Raw genomic sequence first — 15,790 nt, 5'->3', positions numbered from 1 at the left:
GGCGCTGGCGCATCGCACGCGCGGGCGTGGCGAAATGGTAGACGCAGCAGACTCAAAATCTGCCGTAGCAATACATGTCGGTTCGAGTCCGACCGCCCGCACCACCCCAAAACAAGAACGCCGGTCGCCCCTGCGCAGGCAGGGGCCTATGTCTGTGGCGTGCTTCGTGGCGTTCGACACGGGTGCGGCGACGCGCGGGTCAGCCAATCCACCCGGACGAGGCAGTCATGGGCCCTGCCTGCGCAGGGGCGACGAGGGTTTCAACCTGATCCGTTCGCACTGAGCTGTCGAAGGGCGTGTGTCGGGCGCTCCGTTTGTTCACGTGCTTCGACAGGCTCAGCGCGAACGGCGTGGGTGGGGCGGGCCCCTCGTTCGCGCCGCGCTACGAAATGCCCAGATCCGCCGGGCCGAAGGCGTCGGGCAGCAGGTCGCTCAGCCGGTAGCTCGCCACCGTCTCGCCCTCGGCGCCCGCGCAGTGCACCGCCAGGTCGCGGCCGCCCAGCTGCGCGGCCTCGTTGAGCACCTGCCGGCAGCGGCCGCACGGGCGCACCGGCTGGTCGCCGGTCGCACGGCCGCCCGCGTCCATCGCGCCGCCGATCACGCCGACCGCCACGACCTCGCGCAGCCGCCCCTGCGCCGACACGGTCGCGATCGCCACCGTCTCGGCGCACAGCGACAGGCCGTAGCTGGCGTTCTCGACGTTCGCGCCTGTCACCACGCTGCCGTCGCTCAGCAGCACCGCCGCGCCGACCGCAAAGCGCGAGTATGGCGCATGGGCGTGGCGCGCGGCGGCGCGCGCGGCGGCGATCAGGCGGTGGGCTTCGTCACTCATTCCGCAAAGGCTCCTTGCACGGCCACGTCCCAGTTCACCGGGCCTTGTACCCCGTCGACGCTGCGCATGTCGCTGGCGCGCCACAGCGTCCAGGCGCGCGCGCCATAGCCGGGCTTCAGGAGATTGCCCACCGCCCACCATCGCCGATCGAGCGCGGCGGTAAGCTTGTAATCGTCCTCGACCGCGGCGGAGACGCGCAGGATCACCGGCTTGCCCATATGCGCCTCGATCCGCTCGATCATCGCGCGCACGCCTGCGAGCAGCGCAGCACGCTCGGGCCGCTCGGCGCAATCATCGGCATAATCGAACGCGATCGCGGCCGGCAGCGCCTTCATGTCGCGCGGCACGACGGTGTTGAACACGTCGCCCTGCACGCGCGGCGACTGGCAGAAGGAAAAGACGTGCAGCGCGCCGCGCCTCATCCCCACCCGCGCCATCGCATCCCAGTTCGCCTGGAAATTGCGGTCGCGCGTCGTGGCACCGACCGTCGCCACCGCATAGCCGAACTGCGCCCCTGCTCCCTTCAGCACCGGCCATTCGATCGTCCCGGTCGTCTCGCTGACGTCGACGCCCTGCACCGGATAGCGCTCCAGCGACGGATGCCAGCGCACCGCGAGCCGCCATCCCGCCACACCGGCCAGCGCCAACGCGGCCAGAACCAGCACGAGCCGTCCCAAACCCCACATAATCCTTAACTCAAGCCTTGATGTGCAGGACGCAGATCAGCGTGAACAGCCGTCGCGCCGTGTCGAAATCGATATGGATCTTGCCGTCGAGCCGCTCGCGCAGCAGCTCGGCGGCCTCGTTGTGGATGCCGCGCCGCGCCATGTCGACGGTCTCGATCTGCGCCGGGGTCGACTGGCGGATCGCCTGGAAATAGCTGTCGCAGATCGCGAAATAGTCGCGGATCGGACGGCGGAAACGCGCAAGCCCGAGCACCAGCGTTTCCAGGTGCGTGCCGTCCTCGCGCGCGATGTGGATCGCCAGCCGCCCTTCCTCGACGCCCAGCCTGACGCGGTACGGCCCGGCGTAACCGTCGGGCTGCTCGCGTTGCGGCGCGAAGCGGTTGTTCTCGATCAGGTCGAAGATCGCGATCCGCCGTTCCTGCTCGATATCCGCCGAGCGCCACAGGATCGTGCGCTCGTCGAGCTCGATGTCGATGATCCGCGGATCGGCCATCCGTGTCCCGTTAGAGCCGAAGTCGCGCCGCGACAACGTCGATCCCCGGTTATGCGACGCCCGGCGATCGTCTATAGCCGGGGAAATGGCGACTCTGGCATTCCCGCAACCGGCCCCGTCCGAACCCGTTCACCTGCCCCGCAATGTCGAGGCCGAGGCCGCGATGCTCGGCGCGATGATGATCGACAACCGTCTGGCCGACGACATCGTCGACCGGCTGGAGCCGATGCACTTCTACGAGCCGGTCCATGGCCGGATCTTCGCCGCGATCAAGTCGCTGCGGTCGCAGGACATGCTGGCCACGCCCGTTACGCTGCGCCCGATGTTCGAGGCGGACGAGGGAATGAAGGAGCTGGGCGGGGTCGCCTATCTCGCCAGCCTGACCGGATCGGGCGCGGGGCTGATCGGCGCGCGGCAGTTCGCGACGCAGATCTACGACCTTGCGATGCTGCGCACGCTCGTCTCGGTCGGACATTCGATGGTCGACCGGGCGATGGACACCAGCGAGGAGGTGAACCCGCGCGCGCAGATCGAGGCCGCCGAGGAGGAATTGTACCGCGTCGCCGCGGATGGGGGCGCGGAAACCAGCATCAAGAGCTTCGCCCAGGCCAGCACGATGGCGGTCAAGATGGCGGAGAAGGCGCTCAACTGGGGCGGCAACCTCAGCGGCGTCACGACCGGGCTAGACACCGTCAACGCCAAGATCGGCGGCATGCACCATTCCGACCTGATGATCCTCGCCGGGCGTCCGGGGATGGGCAAGACGTCGCTGGCCACCAACATCGCCTTCAATGCCGCGCAACGCTGGATGCGCGACATGCGCGACGGCATCCCACCGTCCAAGTCGGTCGGCGCGAAGGTCGCGTTCTTCAGCCTCGAAATGAGCGCCGACCAGCTCGCCACGCGTATCCTGGCCGAGCAGTCGCGGATCAGTTCCGAGGCGCTGCGCATGGGCAAGATCAGCAAGGCCGAGTTCGAGCAATTGGCGGCGGCGGCGGCGGAGCTGGAGAACCTGCCGTTCTTCATCGACGACACCGGCGGCCTGACGATCGCCTCGCTCCACACCCGCGTCCGGCGGCTCCAGCGGCGGCACAACAACGAGATCGGGCTGGTCGTCGTCGATTATCTCCAGCTGCTGACCGGGTCGGGCAAGGGCGACGGCAACCGCGTGCAGGAAATCTCCGAGATTTCGCGCGGGCTGAAGACGCTGGCGAAGGACATGAACGTCCCCGTGCTGGCGCTCTCGCAGCTCAGCCGTGCGGTCGAGAGCCGCGAGGACAAGCGCCCGATGCTGTCGGACCTGCGCGAATCGGGGTCGATCGAGCAGGACGCCGACATGGTCTGGTTCGTGTTCCGCGAGGATTATTATACCGCACAGCGCGAGCCGAAGCGCCCGATGGAGGGCGACGAGGCGAAGGTGTTCGAGGATCACGCACGCTGGGCCGCCGATATGGAGCGCGTGTACGGCCTAGCCGAGCTGATCGTGGCCAAGCAGCGCCACGGCGCGACCGGCAAGGTGGTGCTGAAGTTCGACCCGACCATTACACGGTTCAGCGACTACGCGGGTTTCTGACCCACTACCCAGCTTGGGGGATGACGCGCGCCGCGCGATCGCGCACAGATCCGGTCGCGTCGCCCGGGGGGGCGAGCGACTGGGGGTGACGAATGACGAAGATGTGGGGGATCGCCGCTGCGATCGGTGTCGTCGCGGGAGCGGTGCCCGCGGCGGCGCAGGAGACGAACGCCGACGGCGGCACGCACGTCCGCGCGGCGGTGACCGCGGGCACGCTGGGGATCGGCCCGGAGGTGGGCGTCCGCTTCAACGACCATCTCGGCGTGCGCGCCGCGGCCGGCTTCCTGGCGGCGGACGGAACCGCCGAATCGGACAGCGAGCGCTATGACGCCAGGCTGCGGCTGAAATCGTTCGGCGGGATGGTCGACGTTCATCCGTTCGGCGGCGCGTTCCGGCTGTCGGCCGGGGCGCGCATCAACCGCAACCGCGTCGATGTGGCGCTGGTGCCGGACGAGGACGCCATCATCGGTGACGAGCAGTTCACCGCAAGCGACATCGGGCGGATTTCGGGACGCGCGCGACCGACCAAGCTGTCACCGGCGCTGACGCTCGGCTGGGCCGGGAAGAACCGCCGCGGTTTTTACTTCGGAACCGAGTTCGGCGTGCTGTTCCAGGGCGCGTTCAAGCTGGAGCGTTTCCAGAGCACCGGGACACTGCGCGACGACGCAAGCTTTCAGGCGGCGCTGGAGCGCGAGCGCGTGTCGTTGCAGCGCGACGTCGACAAGGTGAAGGTCTGGCCGATCGCGCAGATCGCGCTCGGCTGGCGCTTCTAGCTGACGGGCCGGGCGGCCGATGCGCCGCCCCGCGGGCGGTAGGCGATGCGCGCGGTCCCTTCGGCGCGTACCGGCAGGAACAGGCCGGCGCCGGACACCTGCAATCGTCCGGTCGTGACGCGGGTCACGTCGGTCGAGAGAAAGAAGTCGCCCTGTTGCCGCGCGCCGATCGCGGCCTGCGCCTTGGCGAGCACCTTCTGGTAGTCGGGCGCGAAATCGTGCTGGAGCGCCAGTGCCACCGCCTGTTGCACCTGCGTGGCGCCCAGCAGGCTGACGAGCAGGTCGACCGCATCCGAATCGGTGTCTGCCGCCAGCTGTACGTCGCGCGCGCGCACCAACTGCGAATTCTCCTCGTTATAGGGGTGCGCGGTCAGCCACGCCTCGCCGCTGGTCGCGGGAAAGTCGCGGTCGCGTGGCTTCACGCGCGCGGTGACCCCCACCGCCAGCCGGTTGCCGGTGGTGGCATAGACGGTGACCTTGCCGAAATCGACGTCGACCCGGCCCACGCCGGTCAGCGTGATGCCCTTCGCCGCCAGCTTGCGCAGCGTTCGCAGCACCACCGGCTCCAGCTGCGCGTAATCGGCCAAGACCGGGATGAAGAACCGCAAGCCGGGTTGGCCCGCCACGCGTGAGGGCGGGGGCAGCGGGGTCGGAGCGGGGTCGGCGGGGCGGCGGCCGACGAACGTCTGCGTCAGCGCCTCTGCAGCCAGCGTCATCTGCAATTGCCGCCCGTCGATGCGGTAGCCGCCGAAGCCCAGCGCGCGCGGCGTGACCCGCATCCACGCCGGCGGGTTGCGCTTGCTCAGTTCGACCACGGTGAAGCCGTGCTGCCATGCGCCGTCCAGCTGCCGCCGCAGCTCCAGCTTCGCGACCTCGCGCGGCAGTTCGCGCTCCAGCTTCGCGACGATGCGCGTCAATTTCTGGTCGGCGCGGCTGGTGAAGGTGACGCGTTGCCCGGCGATCTCGATCCCGGGCGGCTCGCGCCAGTCATAGGCGAGGTCGAGCGTCGCGCGCGGCGACCAGTTGCCCGCGATCCCCAGCTTGCCGGTGGCGTGGACCATCGCGCGTGCGGTCGCCGTCTCGCTCAGCACCCCGCCCACGTCGCGGATGTGGATCACCGCCGATACCGGCATCGCGATGTCGAGCCGCTCGCCCGCGCCGGACACGCGGATCGCGCCGCGCGTGACCTGCCCGACCAGCCGGCACCCGAGGTCGGGGGTCACCTTCACGCGCCCTATGCCCAGATCGACGCGCTTGCCGCGGACGCAGCGGTCGCGGTGCTCGTCGATCGTCCACAAGGTGCGCGGTGTTTGCTTGTCGAGCCCGCGTTCCAGCTCCGACAATTGTGCGGTCACCGGCACGATGATCGTCGAACTCTGGTCGGGGAAGGGCGCCATCGCGCTCTCGACGCGCGCCGGGGCGGGTGAAGGATCATGGCGCGCACACGCCGCGGTGAGCAGCACGGGAACCACCAACACGCGCCGCACCCTTGATCTCCATCACAACCGCTGGCGACGTTACCAATCCGTAACGGCCCTTTTCGATCCGTCGCGGTGCGCGCACCGCCGCCAACACGGGGTCCGAGGGCGGGTCCTAGAACAGCAAGGTGGTCGAATAGACCAGCGCGCCGACCGCTGCGGACGCGGGGATGGTGATGACCCATGCGACCACCACGTTCTTCGCCACGCCCCAGCGGACCGCCGAGGCGCGCCGCGACACGCCCGCCCCGATGATCGACCCGGTGATCGTATGCGTGGTCGACACCGGGATCCCGAGCGTCGAGGCGCTGAACACCACGATCGAGCCGGCCAGCGACGCGCTGAACCCCTGGTGCTGCGACAGGCGCGTGATCCGCGAGCCCATTGTCTCGATGATCCGCCACCCGCCGGTCATCGTGCCCAATGCGATGGCGATGTAGCAGCTGATCGCCACCCAGTGCGGCACCTCGAACGGTCCGGTCAGATAGCCGGTGGAATAGAGGAGCACGGTGATGATCCCCATCGTCTTCTGCGCATCGTTGAGGCCATGGCTCAGCGAATAGGCGGCCGAGGACAGCAGGTGGAGCGATCGGAACGTGCGTTCCGCCTGCGGCGCGGTGGAGCGGCGCAGCGCCCAGCTCGACAGCAGCATCACCGTCATCGCCAGGAACATGCCGATCAGCGGCGACAGCACGATGGCCAGCAGCGTCTTGTTCAGCCCGGCCCATTTCACCGCATCCCACCCGGCATGCGCGACCCCCGCACCGATCAGCCCGCCGACCAGCGCATGGCTGCTCGACGACGGAATACCCTTCAGCCAAGTGACGACGTTCCACGTCATCGCCCCGCCCAGCGCGCCGAAGATCACCGCCGGGGTGACGACATCCTGATCGATCAAGCCCTTGCCGATCGTCTCGGCCACCGCGTGCAGGCTGGGGATCGCCAGCGTCAGGAAATAGGCCGCGAAGTTGAAGAAGGCCGCGAACGCCACCGCCTTCACGGGCGACAGCAGCCGCGTGGCGACGACGGTGGCGATCGAATTGGCGGCGTCGTGCAGGCCGTTGAGATAGTCGAACGCCAGCGCGACCCCGATCAGCGCGACCAGCAACGGAAAGGCGAGTTCATGCATGAAGGCGGATCGGCGTCAGGCGTGGTCGATGACGATGCCGTCGATCTCGTCGGCGACATCCTCGAACGCGTCCAGGATGCGCTCCAGATGCTTGTAGATCTCGCGCTCCACCACGAAGCGCAGCGTGTCGCTCTGACCGTAGCGCTCCAGCGAGCGGCGCAGACCCGCGGCATGGCAGTCGTCGGCGCGGCCCTCCAGCCGGATCAGCTGCTCGGTCAGCGCATGGAGCCGCGCGCCGTTGCGATTGACGTCGCGCAACAGCGGCATCGCCTCCGACGCCAGCCCGGCGGCGTCGACCGCGACCTGTGCCATCTCGCGCATCTCGGGGGCGAATTCGGTCAGCCCGTACAGGTCGATCGCCGACGCGGCGGCGTACATTTCGTCGACCGTATCGTCGAGCGCCCCGATCAGCGCGGTGATCGAGCTGCGATCGAACGGCGTCAGGAAGGTCGAACGGACGCTTTTCAGCACGTCGCGGGTGATCGCATCGGCCTCATGCTCGCGCGCAATGACCTCGCTCAGCAGCGCCGCGCGATCCGGCCCGCCGTCGACCAGCCGGGCGGTAGCCCGTGCAGCGGCCAGCCCGATGGCGGCATGTCCCTCGAATTGCTCGAAGAAATTGCCCGTCTTCGGCAGCAGCCGCTGAAACCAAGCGAACATCAAACTCCATCCCGAACGTTTTGTAGAAATCGGCGGGCCGCGCCCAAGCACGATCCGGGCGCGACGCCAAGCCGGTCCGTGCACGCCATGTAAGACAATTGCGTGACTCGCAGCGCCGGCGGCACCTTCCGTCTCCCGCGTGTTCCCGCGCCGTCCCGTGCTGGGACGGCGTCGAGAGACGCTTCAGGCACGGTCGTACCAGATCGAACCGGCGCCGAACAGCGTCGCGCCGTCGGCCGTATGTCCGCCGGCGAACGCCACCTGCGTCGCGGCATCCGGCCGCCGTCCGTGCAAGGCGACCGCGACGCGCAGCCGCCGGCCGTCGTGGTGCCGTTCGAACGCCAGCACGTGCCCCGTATCCGGTCCGGTCACGCGCGCCGGCACGTAATCGCCACGTTCGAACAATGCCGGGTCGTCGCGCCGCCACCGCAGCAGCTCGGCGATCAGGCGCAGCTTGGGGGAGGTGCCGTCGCGCAATGCTGCACGGCGACGATCGTAATCGACCGGGCGGCGGTTGTCGGGGTCGACCATGCTCAGGTCGGCGAACTCGGTGCCCTGATACAAATCGGGCACGCCGGGTATCGTATAGCGCAGCAGCACCTGCGCCAGCGTGTTGGCGTGCGCGACCTCGTCCAGCATCGTCACGGTCCGCTCGATCAGCGCGATCGCCTCGGCGTCGGCGGGCAGGGCCGTCACCAGCGCCGCCGCGGCGCGCTCGTACTCCTCGTCGGGCGCTTCCCATGACGAGCGCAGCTTGGCCTCGCGCAACGCCTTCTGCTGCCACGCGGTCACGCGCTCGACGAAGTCCGGGGTCGCGCCTTCTTCGGGCCAGGCGCCGACCAACGTCTGGAACAGCATGTAGCGGTCGGCATCGTCGACGCCGCCGTCGTCACGCTCCAGCCATTCCAGCACCGCCGCGCGCCATGCCGTGGTCTGCATCGTGACCGCGGCGAGCCGTGCGCGCGTGTCCTCGCCGCGCTTGTGGTCGTGGGTCGCGGTCGTCAGCATCGCGCGCGGCACGTCGCGGGCGCGCCCGGCCATCAGCGCGTGGAAGTCGTCGGGCGCCATCCCCATCCGCTCGGTATCGAACCCGACGTCGTTGCGCGACAACAGCCGACCGTAGCGATAGAAACCGGTGTCCTCGACCGCCTTGGCCGCGATCGGTGCGGACAGTTGCTGGAAGCGCCGGACCGCATCGGCCGTGTCGGCGCCGCCGTCACCCGCCAGCCACGAGAGGATCAGATCGACGACGTGCGCCTCGCCCGGCGGGATCAGCTCATCGACCCGCGCACGCGCCTCCGCACGGATCGCTGCATCGCCGCGGGGCGCATCGGGGCCGTAGGTGCGATAGACCGGGAAGACCCACAGCAGCCGCTCGATCGCGCGGCGCAGCATCGCCGCGGTGATGCCCGCGGGGGCCGCCGCGTGGAAGGCGGCGACGCATGCGTCGAGCTGCTCGGAGAATTGCCACGACAACAGGTCCTGCCGCGCCTGGAACTCCTCGGGCTCGAACGAGGCGCTGCGTCCGCTGATCTCCTCCCACAACGCGCCGAGCGCGTCGCCCGCGGCGGGATCGTGGAGGAGGGCCGTGACCTGCTCCATGAAGTCGTAGCCGCTGGTCCCGTCGACGCCCCAGCCGAGCGGCTGCGGCTCCACGGCGGCCAGAATCTTCTCGATGACGATCCAGGCATCGGGGCCCAGCCGTTCGCGCAGCCGCCGGGTGTAGGCGATCGGGTCGGTCAGCCCGTCGACATGGTCGATCCGCACGCCGTCGATCAGCCCCTCGTCATGCAGCCGGAAGTAGAGCGCGTGCGTCTTCTCGAACACCGCCGGGTCCTCGATCCGCACCCCCGCCAGCTCGTTGATCGAAAAGAACCGACGCCAGTTCAGCTCGTCGTTGGCGACCCGCCAATAAGCCAGCCGGTAATGCTGGCGGTCGAGGAGCTCGGGGAGCGGCACCGAATCCGCGTCCGCCTGATCGGCGTCGCGGACCGGGAAGCGGTGCTCGCCATACGCGACGACGCTCCATCGCCCGTCCTGCCGCTCCAGCGCGAGGTCGCCGTTCGCCAGCGCCTCCGGTAGCGGGGCGCCCAGCACCGGCAGGACAACCCGCTCGCGCCAGTCGATGTCGAAGACCGCGGCGTGCTCGCTGTCCGGCCCGTGGCGCAGCACGTCCTGCCACCATGCGTTGCTGTCGCCGGCCACGCCCATGTGATTGGGGACGATGTCGATCACCATCCCCATCCCGCGCGCCTTGAGCGCGGCGACCAGCGCGCGGAACGCGTCCTCGCCGCCCAGTTCCGGGTTGATCGCGGTCGGGTCAGTCACGTCATAGCCGTGCGTCGAGCCCGGGGCAGCGGTGGTGACCGGCGAGGCGTAGACGTGGCTGATGCCGAGATCGTCGAGGTAGGGAACCAGCGCCTCGGCATCGGCGAAGGTGAAGCCGTCGTGAAACTGGAAGCGATAGGTGGCGCGTATCGGGATCATGCCGGTCTCTCCGCGTTGAGCAGCGCGGCGCGGCGCGCGACATCGCGCCGCGCGAGCAACGCGGCGGTCGGCGCGTCCATGCGGCGGCGCCAGTTGGGGTGTTCGTCGATCGTGCCGGGAAGGTTGGGTTGTTCCTCGAGCCCGAGCAGGTCCTCCAGCGGCACGATCGCCAGCGGGCAGGGGGCGCTGGCGACATGCGCGATCATCGCATCCACCGGCGCGGCAACAGGCGGGTCGCCGGGCTTGCCCATCGCGTGCCACAGCGCGGCCCGCTCGCCGCCGCGGCGTGCGCGATCGGCGCCGCTGCGCCCCAGCTGCTCCGCCCAGTCGATATCGCGCTCCTTCCACCAGCCGGCGAGCGTCGGCGTGTCGTGCGTGCCGGTCATCGCCACCGCCGCCTCGTCCCACGCGGCGGGCGGGACGAAGCCGCCGTCCTCGTCGCGCTCGAACGGCAGCACGCGCATGCCGAGCATGCACCGCTCGGCCAGCGTATCGCGAAATCCCGGCGGGACGGTGCCGAGGTCCTCGGCGATCACCACCGCCTCCGCCCGGTGCGCCTCGATCGCGACGATCCGGCGCAGGTGGTCGCCCGGCATCTTCAGATACGCGCCGCGGCTGGCATCCTCGCCGGCCGGGATCACCCACAGTCGTTCCAGCCCCAGCGCATGGTCGATCCGGATGCCGCCGGCATGCGCCAGCGCGACGCGCAGCGTGTCGATGAAGGCGCGGAAGCCGGTGCGCTCCAGCGCGAACGGGTCGAGCGCGGTGATTCCCCAATTCTGTCCGTCGGGCCCGAGCGGATCGGGCGGCGCGCCGACCGTCAGCCCGGTGAGCAGTTCCTCGCGCGCGCTCCATGCATGGCTGCCGCCCGCGTCCATCCCGACCGCGAGATCGGCAACGATCCCGGTCGCCATCCGCTCCCTTGCGGTGCGCTGCGCGGTCGCCAGCCCGAGGTCGGCCAGCCATTGCAGAAAGGCGTAGAAGGAGATGTCGCGCTCATGCTCGGCGGCGAAGCGGATCACCGCCTCGCCGTTCGGATCATGATATGCCACCGGCCAGTCCTGCCAGCCATGTCCGCCCAGCACGGCATGAAGCGCGTCGAAGCGCGCATGTGCCTCCAGCGTCGCGCCGCGCTGCCGGCGATAGGCGCGCGCCGCCGACAGCGCGCCCTCGCTCGCCAGATCGAAGGCGGCGCGCAGTTGCGCGATCCGCTCGCGCGCCGCCTGCGGCCAGTCGATCAGCGCGGTCGCGCGGACCGGCGGCAGCGGCACCCCGATCAGCGCCGGATCGGCGAGCAGCACGTTGTGGAACAGCCGCGTCGATGGCGAATAGGGGCTGAAGCGCGTGGGATCGGCGGGAAACAACGCGTGCGTCGGGCTGATCGCCAGCGCCTGTGCGCCGACCCGCGCGAAGGCGGCGGCGGTCTCGACCAGCGCCCCGGCATCGCCGAACGCCTTGTCGTCGGTCGCGCGCAACGACGGCACCTGTACCGCCACGCCCCAGCCGCGCCTGGGCAGCGCACAGCGGCGCGGCGGGACCGCCAGCGTATATTCTCGCCCGCCCGCCAGCAGCCGGTGATAGCCGACGCGCTCGACTGGCGGCAGCGTGCCGTCCGCAGCGATCGTCGGGGTCAGGCGATGGCCGTCGTCGAGCAGCAGCTCGGCGGTGCCGGAGACCCCCTCCGGCAGCCTGATCGCGCGCGCGGCGTCGGCCGAGAGGAACGGCACCGCGGGCGGCGTGGTATCGAGGCAGGCGAGGATCCCCTCCAGCACATCGTCGTCGACCCGTTGCGCACGCCCGTCGGCATCTTCCCAGTCGCGCGACAGTCCGGCCGCCGTTGCGCGCGCTTCCAGGTCGCTCACGGCTCGATCCACGCGACGAACCGCTCGCCTTCGGTGAAGAACGGATCGGCGCCCCCGGGCAGCGCCGCGGGTTCGTCGCCGAGGTCGATCGCGACCCCCAGCGTCGTCCCGTCGCCCAGCCGCCACCGCGCGACCACCGCCGCCTCGCCCAGTGCCTGCGCCCCGACCGCCGTGGCGCCCGCCAGATGCGGCACGATCCGTTCGTGTCGCAGCATCAGCAGCTCGCGGTAGAACGCCCGCCACGCGTCCGCATCCTCGCCCGGCTTCGGCACCGACGCCTCGAACGTCGCCGCCGCGTTCGGATCGGGGATACGCGCGCGCGCCGCCGGGTCGGCGAAGGCGTCGAACTTCGCGAACTCCTTGCGGCGTCCCTCGCGCACCGCATCGGCCAGTTCGTCGTGGAAGTCGGTGAAGAACAGGAACGGCGTCGCGCTCCCCTCGTCCTCACCCATGAAGAGCAACGGGATCTGCGGGCACAGCAGCAGCAGCGCGGTCGCGGCGCGCAAGCGGGACGGGTCGGTCAGCGACACCAGCCGCTCGCCCAGCGCACGGTTGCCGACCTGGTCGTGGTTCTGGAGGAACGCCACGAACCGCGTCGGCGGCAGGTGCGCGCTGGGGGAACCACGCGGTTTGCCGTCGTGGTTGGCCGAGCCTTCACCCTGATAGATGAACCCTTCCGCCAGGCACCGCGCCAGCCGCTCTGCCGGGCGATCCGCGAAGTCGGCGTAGTAGGCGCTCGTCTCGCCGGTCAGCAGGACGTGCATCACGTTGTGGAAATCGTCGTTCCACTGCGCGTCGAACGCAGCGTCGCGCAGCCGCGCAGCGTCGTTTTCTTCGTTCTCCAGCACCAGATGCACGTGCCGGCCGGGCAGCGCGGCACGGATCTCCGCCGCCATCGCGTCGAGGAACGCCGGGTTGCCGATCGCATGCACCGCATCGAAGCGCAGCCCGTCGATGCGATAATCGCGCAGCCACATCAGCGCGTTGTCGACGAAGAAACGCGCCACCGGCGCCCGCTCCACCGCGACTGCGCCGCCCCACGGCGTGTGCACCTCGGCATCGAAGAAGTCCGCGGCGTACGCGCCGAGGTAGTTTCCGTCCGGCCCGAAGTGGTTGTAGACCACGTCGAGGAACACGCTGAGCCCCAGCCCGTGCGCGGTGTCGACCAGCCGCCGGAGCTCGGCGGGCGACCCATAGGCCTCGTGCACCGCATAGGGCAGCACGCCGTCATAGCCCCAGCCGCGCATGCCCCCGAACGCGCCGACCGGCATCAGTTCGATCGCGGTGATGCCGGCGGCAGCGATCGCGGGCAGCCGCTCGGTCACGCCGGCAAAGCCGCCCAGCGTGCCGGCATGGACCTCCAGCAGCACCGTCTCTTCCCACGCACGGCCGCGCCAGTCGGGATATTGCCAGTCGAACGCCGTCTCCGGCATCACGCTCCAGCCGTGCACCCCGCCCGACTGCACCCGCGATGCCGGATCGGGCACCGCCTGCGCGCCGATGCGGAAGCGATAGCGTGTGCCCGGCCCTTCGGCGCGATCGAGCGCATACCAGCCGTCGTCGCCGCGCTCCATCGCCGCCGCGTCCGCGCCGTCGATCTCCAGCGTCACGCCATCGGCGTCGGGTGCCCATAGCCGGAAGCGCGTGCCACCGCCGGGCAGCGGCTCAGGCCCCCAGCGGCTCACGATGCGGCTCCTGGGGCGATCTTCCACGTCACCAGCACCGCGCCCTGCGGCGCCACCTCGTAGCTGTCGTCCATTTCAAGCTCGCCCTGCTCGGGCTTCGCGCTGTCGATCAGAACGATGCGCGTCGCCTGCGGCGGGGGCAGGGTGAAGGTGACCGCGTCGCCCGAGGCGTTGAGCAGCAGCGACACCGCCTCGATCCCGCCGTCCTCGGTACGTGCCGCACGCCGCATCATCAGCGCGCGGCCCTCCGGGTTCTGCCAGTCCTCGGGCGAGAGTTGCTGCCCGCGTTCGTCCCACCATTCGATGTCGTTGACCCCGCCCTCGGCGGTCTCCTGCCCGTAGAGGAAGGTCGGGCTGCGCAGCACCACGAACCGGCGCCGCAATTCGGCGAGCCGCCCGGTGAAGTCGATCTGCGCCTGACCCTCCGGCGTCGCCGCCGCCTTCCAGTCGAGCCAGCTGATCTCGTTGTCCTGGCAGTAGGCGTTGTTGTTGCCCTGCTGCGTGCGGCCGAACTCGTCGCCCGCCACCAGCATCGGCGTGCCCAGCGAGGTCATCAGCGTGGTCAGCATCGAGCGCATGACGCGGCCGCGCGCATCGTTGATCGCGGCGTCGTCGGTCGGCCCCTCGACACCCCAGTTGCACGAGGCGTTGTGCGAGTGTCCGTCGCGATTGTCCTCGCCGTTCGCCTCGTTGTGGCGCTCCTCGTACATGACCGTGTCGGCCAGCGTGAAGCCGTCGTGCGCGGCGAGCAGGTTGACGCTCGCCCACGGACGCCGCGCGCGCCGGTCGAACAGGTCGCCCGATCCCGCCAGCCGCGCCGCCAGATCGGGGCGCTTCCCCGGCTCGCCACGCCAGAACTCGCGCAGCGTGTCGCGGTACTTGTCGTTCCATTCCGCGAAGCCGGGCGGGAAGTTGCCGAGCTGGTACCCGCCCGGGCCGACGTCCCACGGCTCGGTAATCAGCTTCAGCCGCCCCAGCACCGGGTCCTGCCGCAGCACGTCGAAGAACGCCGATCCGGGGTCGAATCCCGTCTCCTCACGGCCCAGCGTCAGCCCCAGGTCGAAGCGGAAGCCGTCGACCCCGAAGCTGGTCGCCCAGTAGCGCAGGGAGTCCGCGACCATCTGGATCACGCGCGCCTTGCTCATGTTGAGCGTGTTGCCGGTGCCGGTGTCGTTGATCGTGTAGCGGGGATTGTCCTTGACCAGCCGGTAGTAGCTGGCGTTGTCCAGGCCCCGCCACGACAGCGTCGGGCCTTTCTCGCTGCCCTCGCACGTGTGGTTGTAGACGACGTCCAGGATCACCTCGATCCCGGCCTTGTGCAGCCGGTGGACCGCGCGGCGCAATTCGTCCTGATGTTCCGAGGCCATATAGGATTGCTCGGGCGCGAAGAAGCCGAGCGTGTTATAGCCCCAGTAGTTGCGCAGGCCCTTTTCCTGCAGGAAGCGATCCTGCGTGAAGGTGTGGATCGGCAGCAGCTCGATCGCGGTCACGCCCGTGCGTTGCAGGTGCTTGATGACCGCCGGATGCCCCAGCGCCGCATAGGTGCCGCGCTCGCGCGCCGGCACCAGCTCCATCAGCTTGGTCAGCCCCTTGACGTGCGCTTCGTAGATCACCGTGTCCGACCACGGCGCGTTCGGCCGCCGGTCGCGCGACCAGTCCCAGTGATCGTCGACCACCACCGCCTTGGGCATTGCCGGTGCGCTGTCGCGCTTGTCGAAGGACAGGTCCTCGCGGCGGTGCCCGATGCGATAGCCGTGCAGCGCGTCGGTCCACTTGATCTGGCCCTGGATGCGGCGCGCATAAGGGTCGAGCAGCAGCTTGTTGGGGTTGAAGCGGTGCCCCGCCTCCGGCTCGTACCGTCCGTGTGCGCGCAGGCCGTAGACCAGCCCCGGCCCGACGTCGGGCAGATAGCCGTGCCACACCTCATCGGTACATTCGGTCAGCGGCAGTCGCTTCAGCTCGCGCTTTCCCGCCGGGTCGAAGATGCACACGTCGATGGCATCGGCATTGGCGGAGAAGACCGCGAAATTAACGCCTTCGCCATCGAACGTGGCGCCAAGCGGGTAGGGCGATCCCGGCAGCAGCCGGTCCGGCAAGTCGTGCAACATCGTGCTCCCGTCAGGAGGATGGGG

General features: G+C 69.8%; 12 protein-coding genes and 1 tRNA gene. 3 read left to right on the top strand and 10 right to left on the bottom strand.

Features of this window, described 5'->3' with window-relative positions:
- Positions 1-20: 20 nt before the first annotated feature.
- Positions 21-104, top strand: a tRNA-Leu gene (locus tag J2Y58_RS04160).
- Between the two features lie 278 nt (positions 105-382).
- Here the strand turns inward: J2Y58_RS04160 and J2Y58_RS04155 are convergent.
- The 3 genes from J2Y58_RS04155 to J2Y58_RS04145 are packed head-to-tail and all read right to left on the bottom strand — an operon-like array spanning position 383 to position 2,011.
- Positions 383-832: a cytidine deaminase gene (locus J2Y58_RS04155; RefSeq protein WP_310099083.1), complete on the bottom strand. Its 450-nt coding sequence runs from the start codon at positions 830-832 to the stop codon at positions 383-385.
- Positions 829-1,497, bottom strand: a complete 669-nt coding sequence (locus J2Y58_RS04150; protein WP_310099081.1) for a GH25 family lysozyme — start codon at positions 1,495-1,497, stop codon at positions 829-831. Before J2Y58_RS04150 ends, J2Y58_RS04155 begins: the two co-directional genes overlap by 4 nt.
- Positions 1,498-1,528: 31 nt before the next feature.
- Positions 1,529-2,011 (bottom strand): UPF0262 family protein, encoded by a 483-nt coding sequence (locus J2Y58_RS04145; protein ID WP_310099078.1) that lies wholly within the window; start codon positions 2,009-2,011, stop codon positions 1,529-1,531.
- An 85-nt stretch (positions 2,012-2,096) separates the two neighbouring features.
- Here J2Y58_RS04145 and J2Y58_RS04140 point away from each other — a divergent pair, with 85 nt between their 5' ends.
- Both J2Y58_RS04140 and J2Y58_RS04135 read left to right on the top strand, forming a co-directional pair.
- Entirely contained in the window at positions 2,097-3,584 is a 1,488-nt protein-coding gene (locus J2Y58_RS04140) for a replicative DNA helicase (protein WP_310099075.1), read from the top strand.
- A 92-nt stretch (positions 3,585-3,676) separates the two neighbouring features.
- Complete coding sequence (locus J2Y58_RS04135) at positions 3,677-4,357, top strand: hypothetical protein (RefSeq protein ID WP_310099072.1); 681 nt, start codon at positions 3,677-3,679, stop codon at positions 4,355-4,357.
- Here J2Y58_RS04135 and J2Y58_RS04130 read toward each other — a convergent pair.
- The 7 genes from J2Y58_RS04130 to glgX all read right to left on the bottom strand — a co-directional run bounded on the left by J2Y58_RS04130 (position 4,354) and on the right by glgX (position 15,766).
- A complete protein-coding gene (locus tag J2Y58_RS04130) occupies positions 4,354-5,835 on the bottom strand; it encodes a DUF4403 family protein (RefSeq protein ID WP_310099069.1) in 1,482 nt (493 codons plus the stop codon). The genes J2Y58_RS04135 and J2Y58_RS04130 overlap by 4 nt on opposite strands.
- 115 nt (positions 5,836-5,950) lie before the next feature.
- The gene (locus tag J2Y58_RS04125; protein ID WP_310099067.1) at positions 5,951-6,964 is read right to left on the bottom strand and encodes an anion permease; all 1,014 of its coding nucleotides are present in this window, start codon (positions 6,962-6,964) and stop codon (positions 5,951-5,953) included.
- Between the two features lie 15 nt (positions 6,965-6,979).
- Complete coding sequence (locus J2Y58_RS04120; protein ID WP_310099064.1) at positions 6,980-7,624, bottom strand: DUF47 family protein; 645 nt, start codon at positions 7,622-7,624, stop codon at positions 6,980-6,982.
- A 183-nt stretch (positions 7,625-7,807) separates the two neighbouring features.
- On the bottom strand, positions 7,808-10,111 hold the full coding sequence (treY, locus tag J2Y58_RS04115; protein WP_310099061.1) for a malto-oligosyltrehalose synthase: 2,304 nt from the start codon (positions 10,109-10,111) through the stop codon (positions 7,808-7,810).
- On the bottom strand, positions 10,108-11,973 hold the full coding sequence (malQ, locus tag J2Y58_RS04110; RefSeq protein WP_310099057.1) for a 4-alpha-glucanotransferase: 1,866 nt from the start codon (positions 11,971-11,973) through the stop codon (positions 10,108-10,110). The genes treY and malQ overlap by 4 nt, the downstream gene beginning before the upstream one ends.
- A complete protein-coding gene (gene treZ, locus J2Y58_RS04105) occupies positions 11,970-13,658 on the bottom strand; it encodes a malto-oligosyltrehalose trehalohydrolase (protein ID WP_310099054.1) in 1,689 nt (562 codons plus the stop codon). The genes malQ and treZ overlap by 4 nt, the downstream gene beginning before the upstream one ends.
- The gene (glgX, locus tag J2Y58_RS04100) at positions 13,655-15,766 is read right to left on the bottom strand and encodes a glycogen debranching protein GlgX (RefSeq protein WP_310099051.1); all 2,112 of its coding nucleotides are present in this window, start codon (positions 15,764-15,766) and stop codon (positions 13,655-13,657) included. The genes treZ and glgX overlap by 4 nt, the downstream gene beginning before the upstream one ends.
- Positions 15,767-15,790: the final 24 nt, after the last annotated feature.

Origin of the sequence: Sphingomonas sp. BE138 (assembly GCF_031456125.1) — a bacterium.
Classification (GTDB): domain Bacteria; phylum Pseudomonadota; class Alphaproteobacteria; order Sphingomonadales; family Sphingomonadaceae; genus Sphingomonas.
The sequence above is the reverse complement of the archived record's forward strand: the minus strand, read 5'-3'. Positions and strand labels throughout refer to the sequence as shown.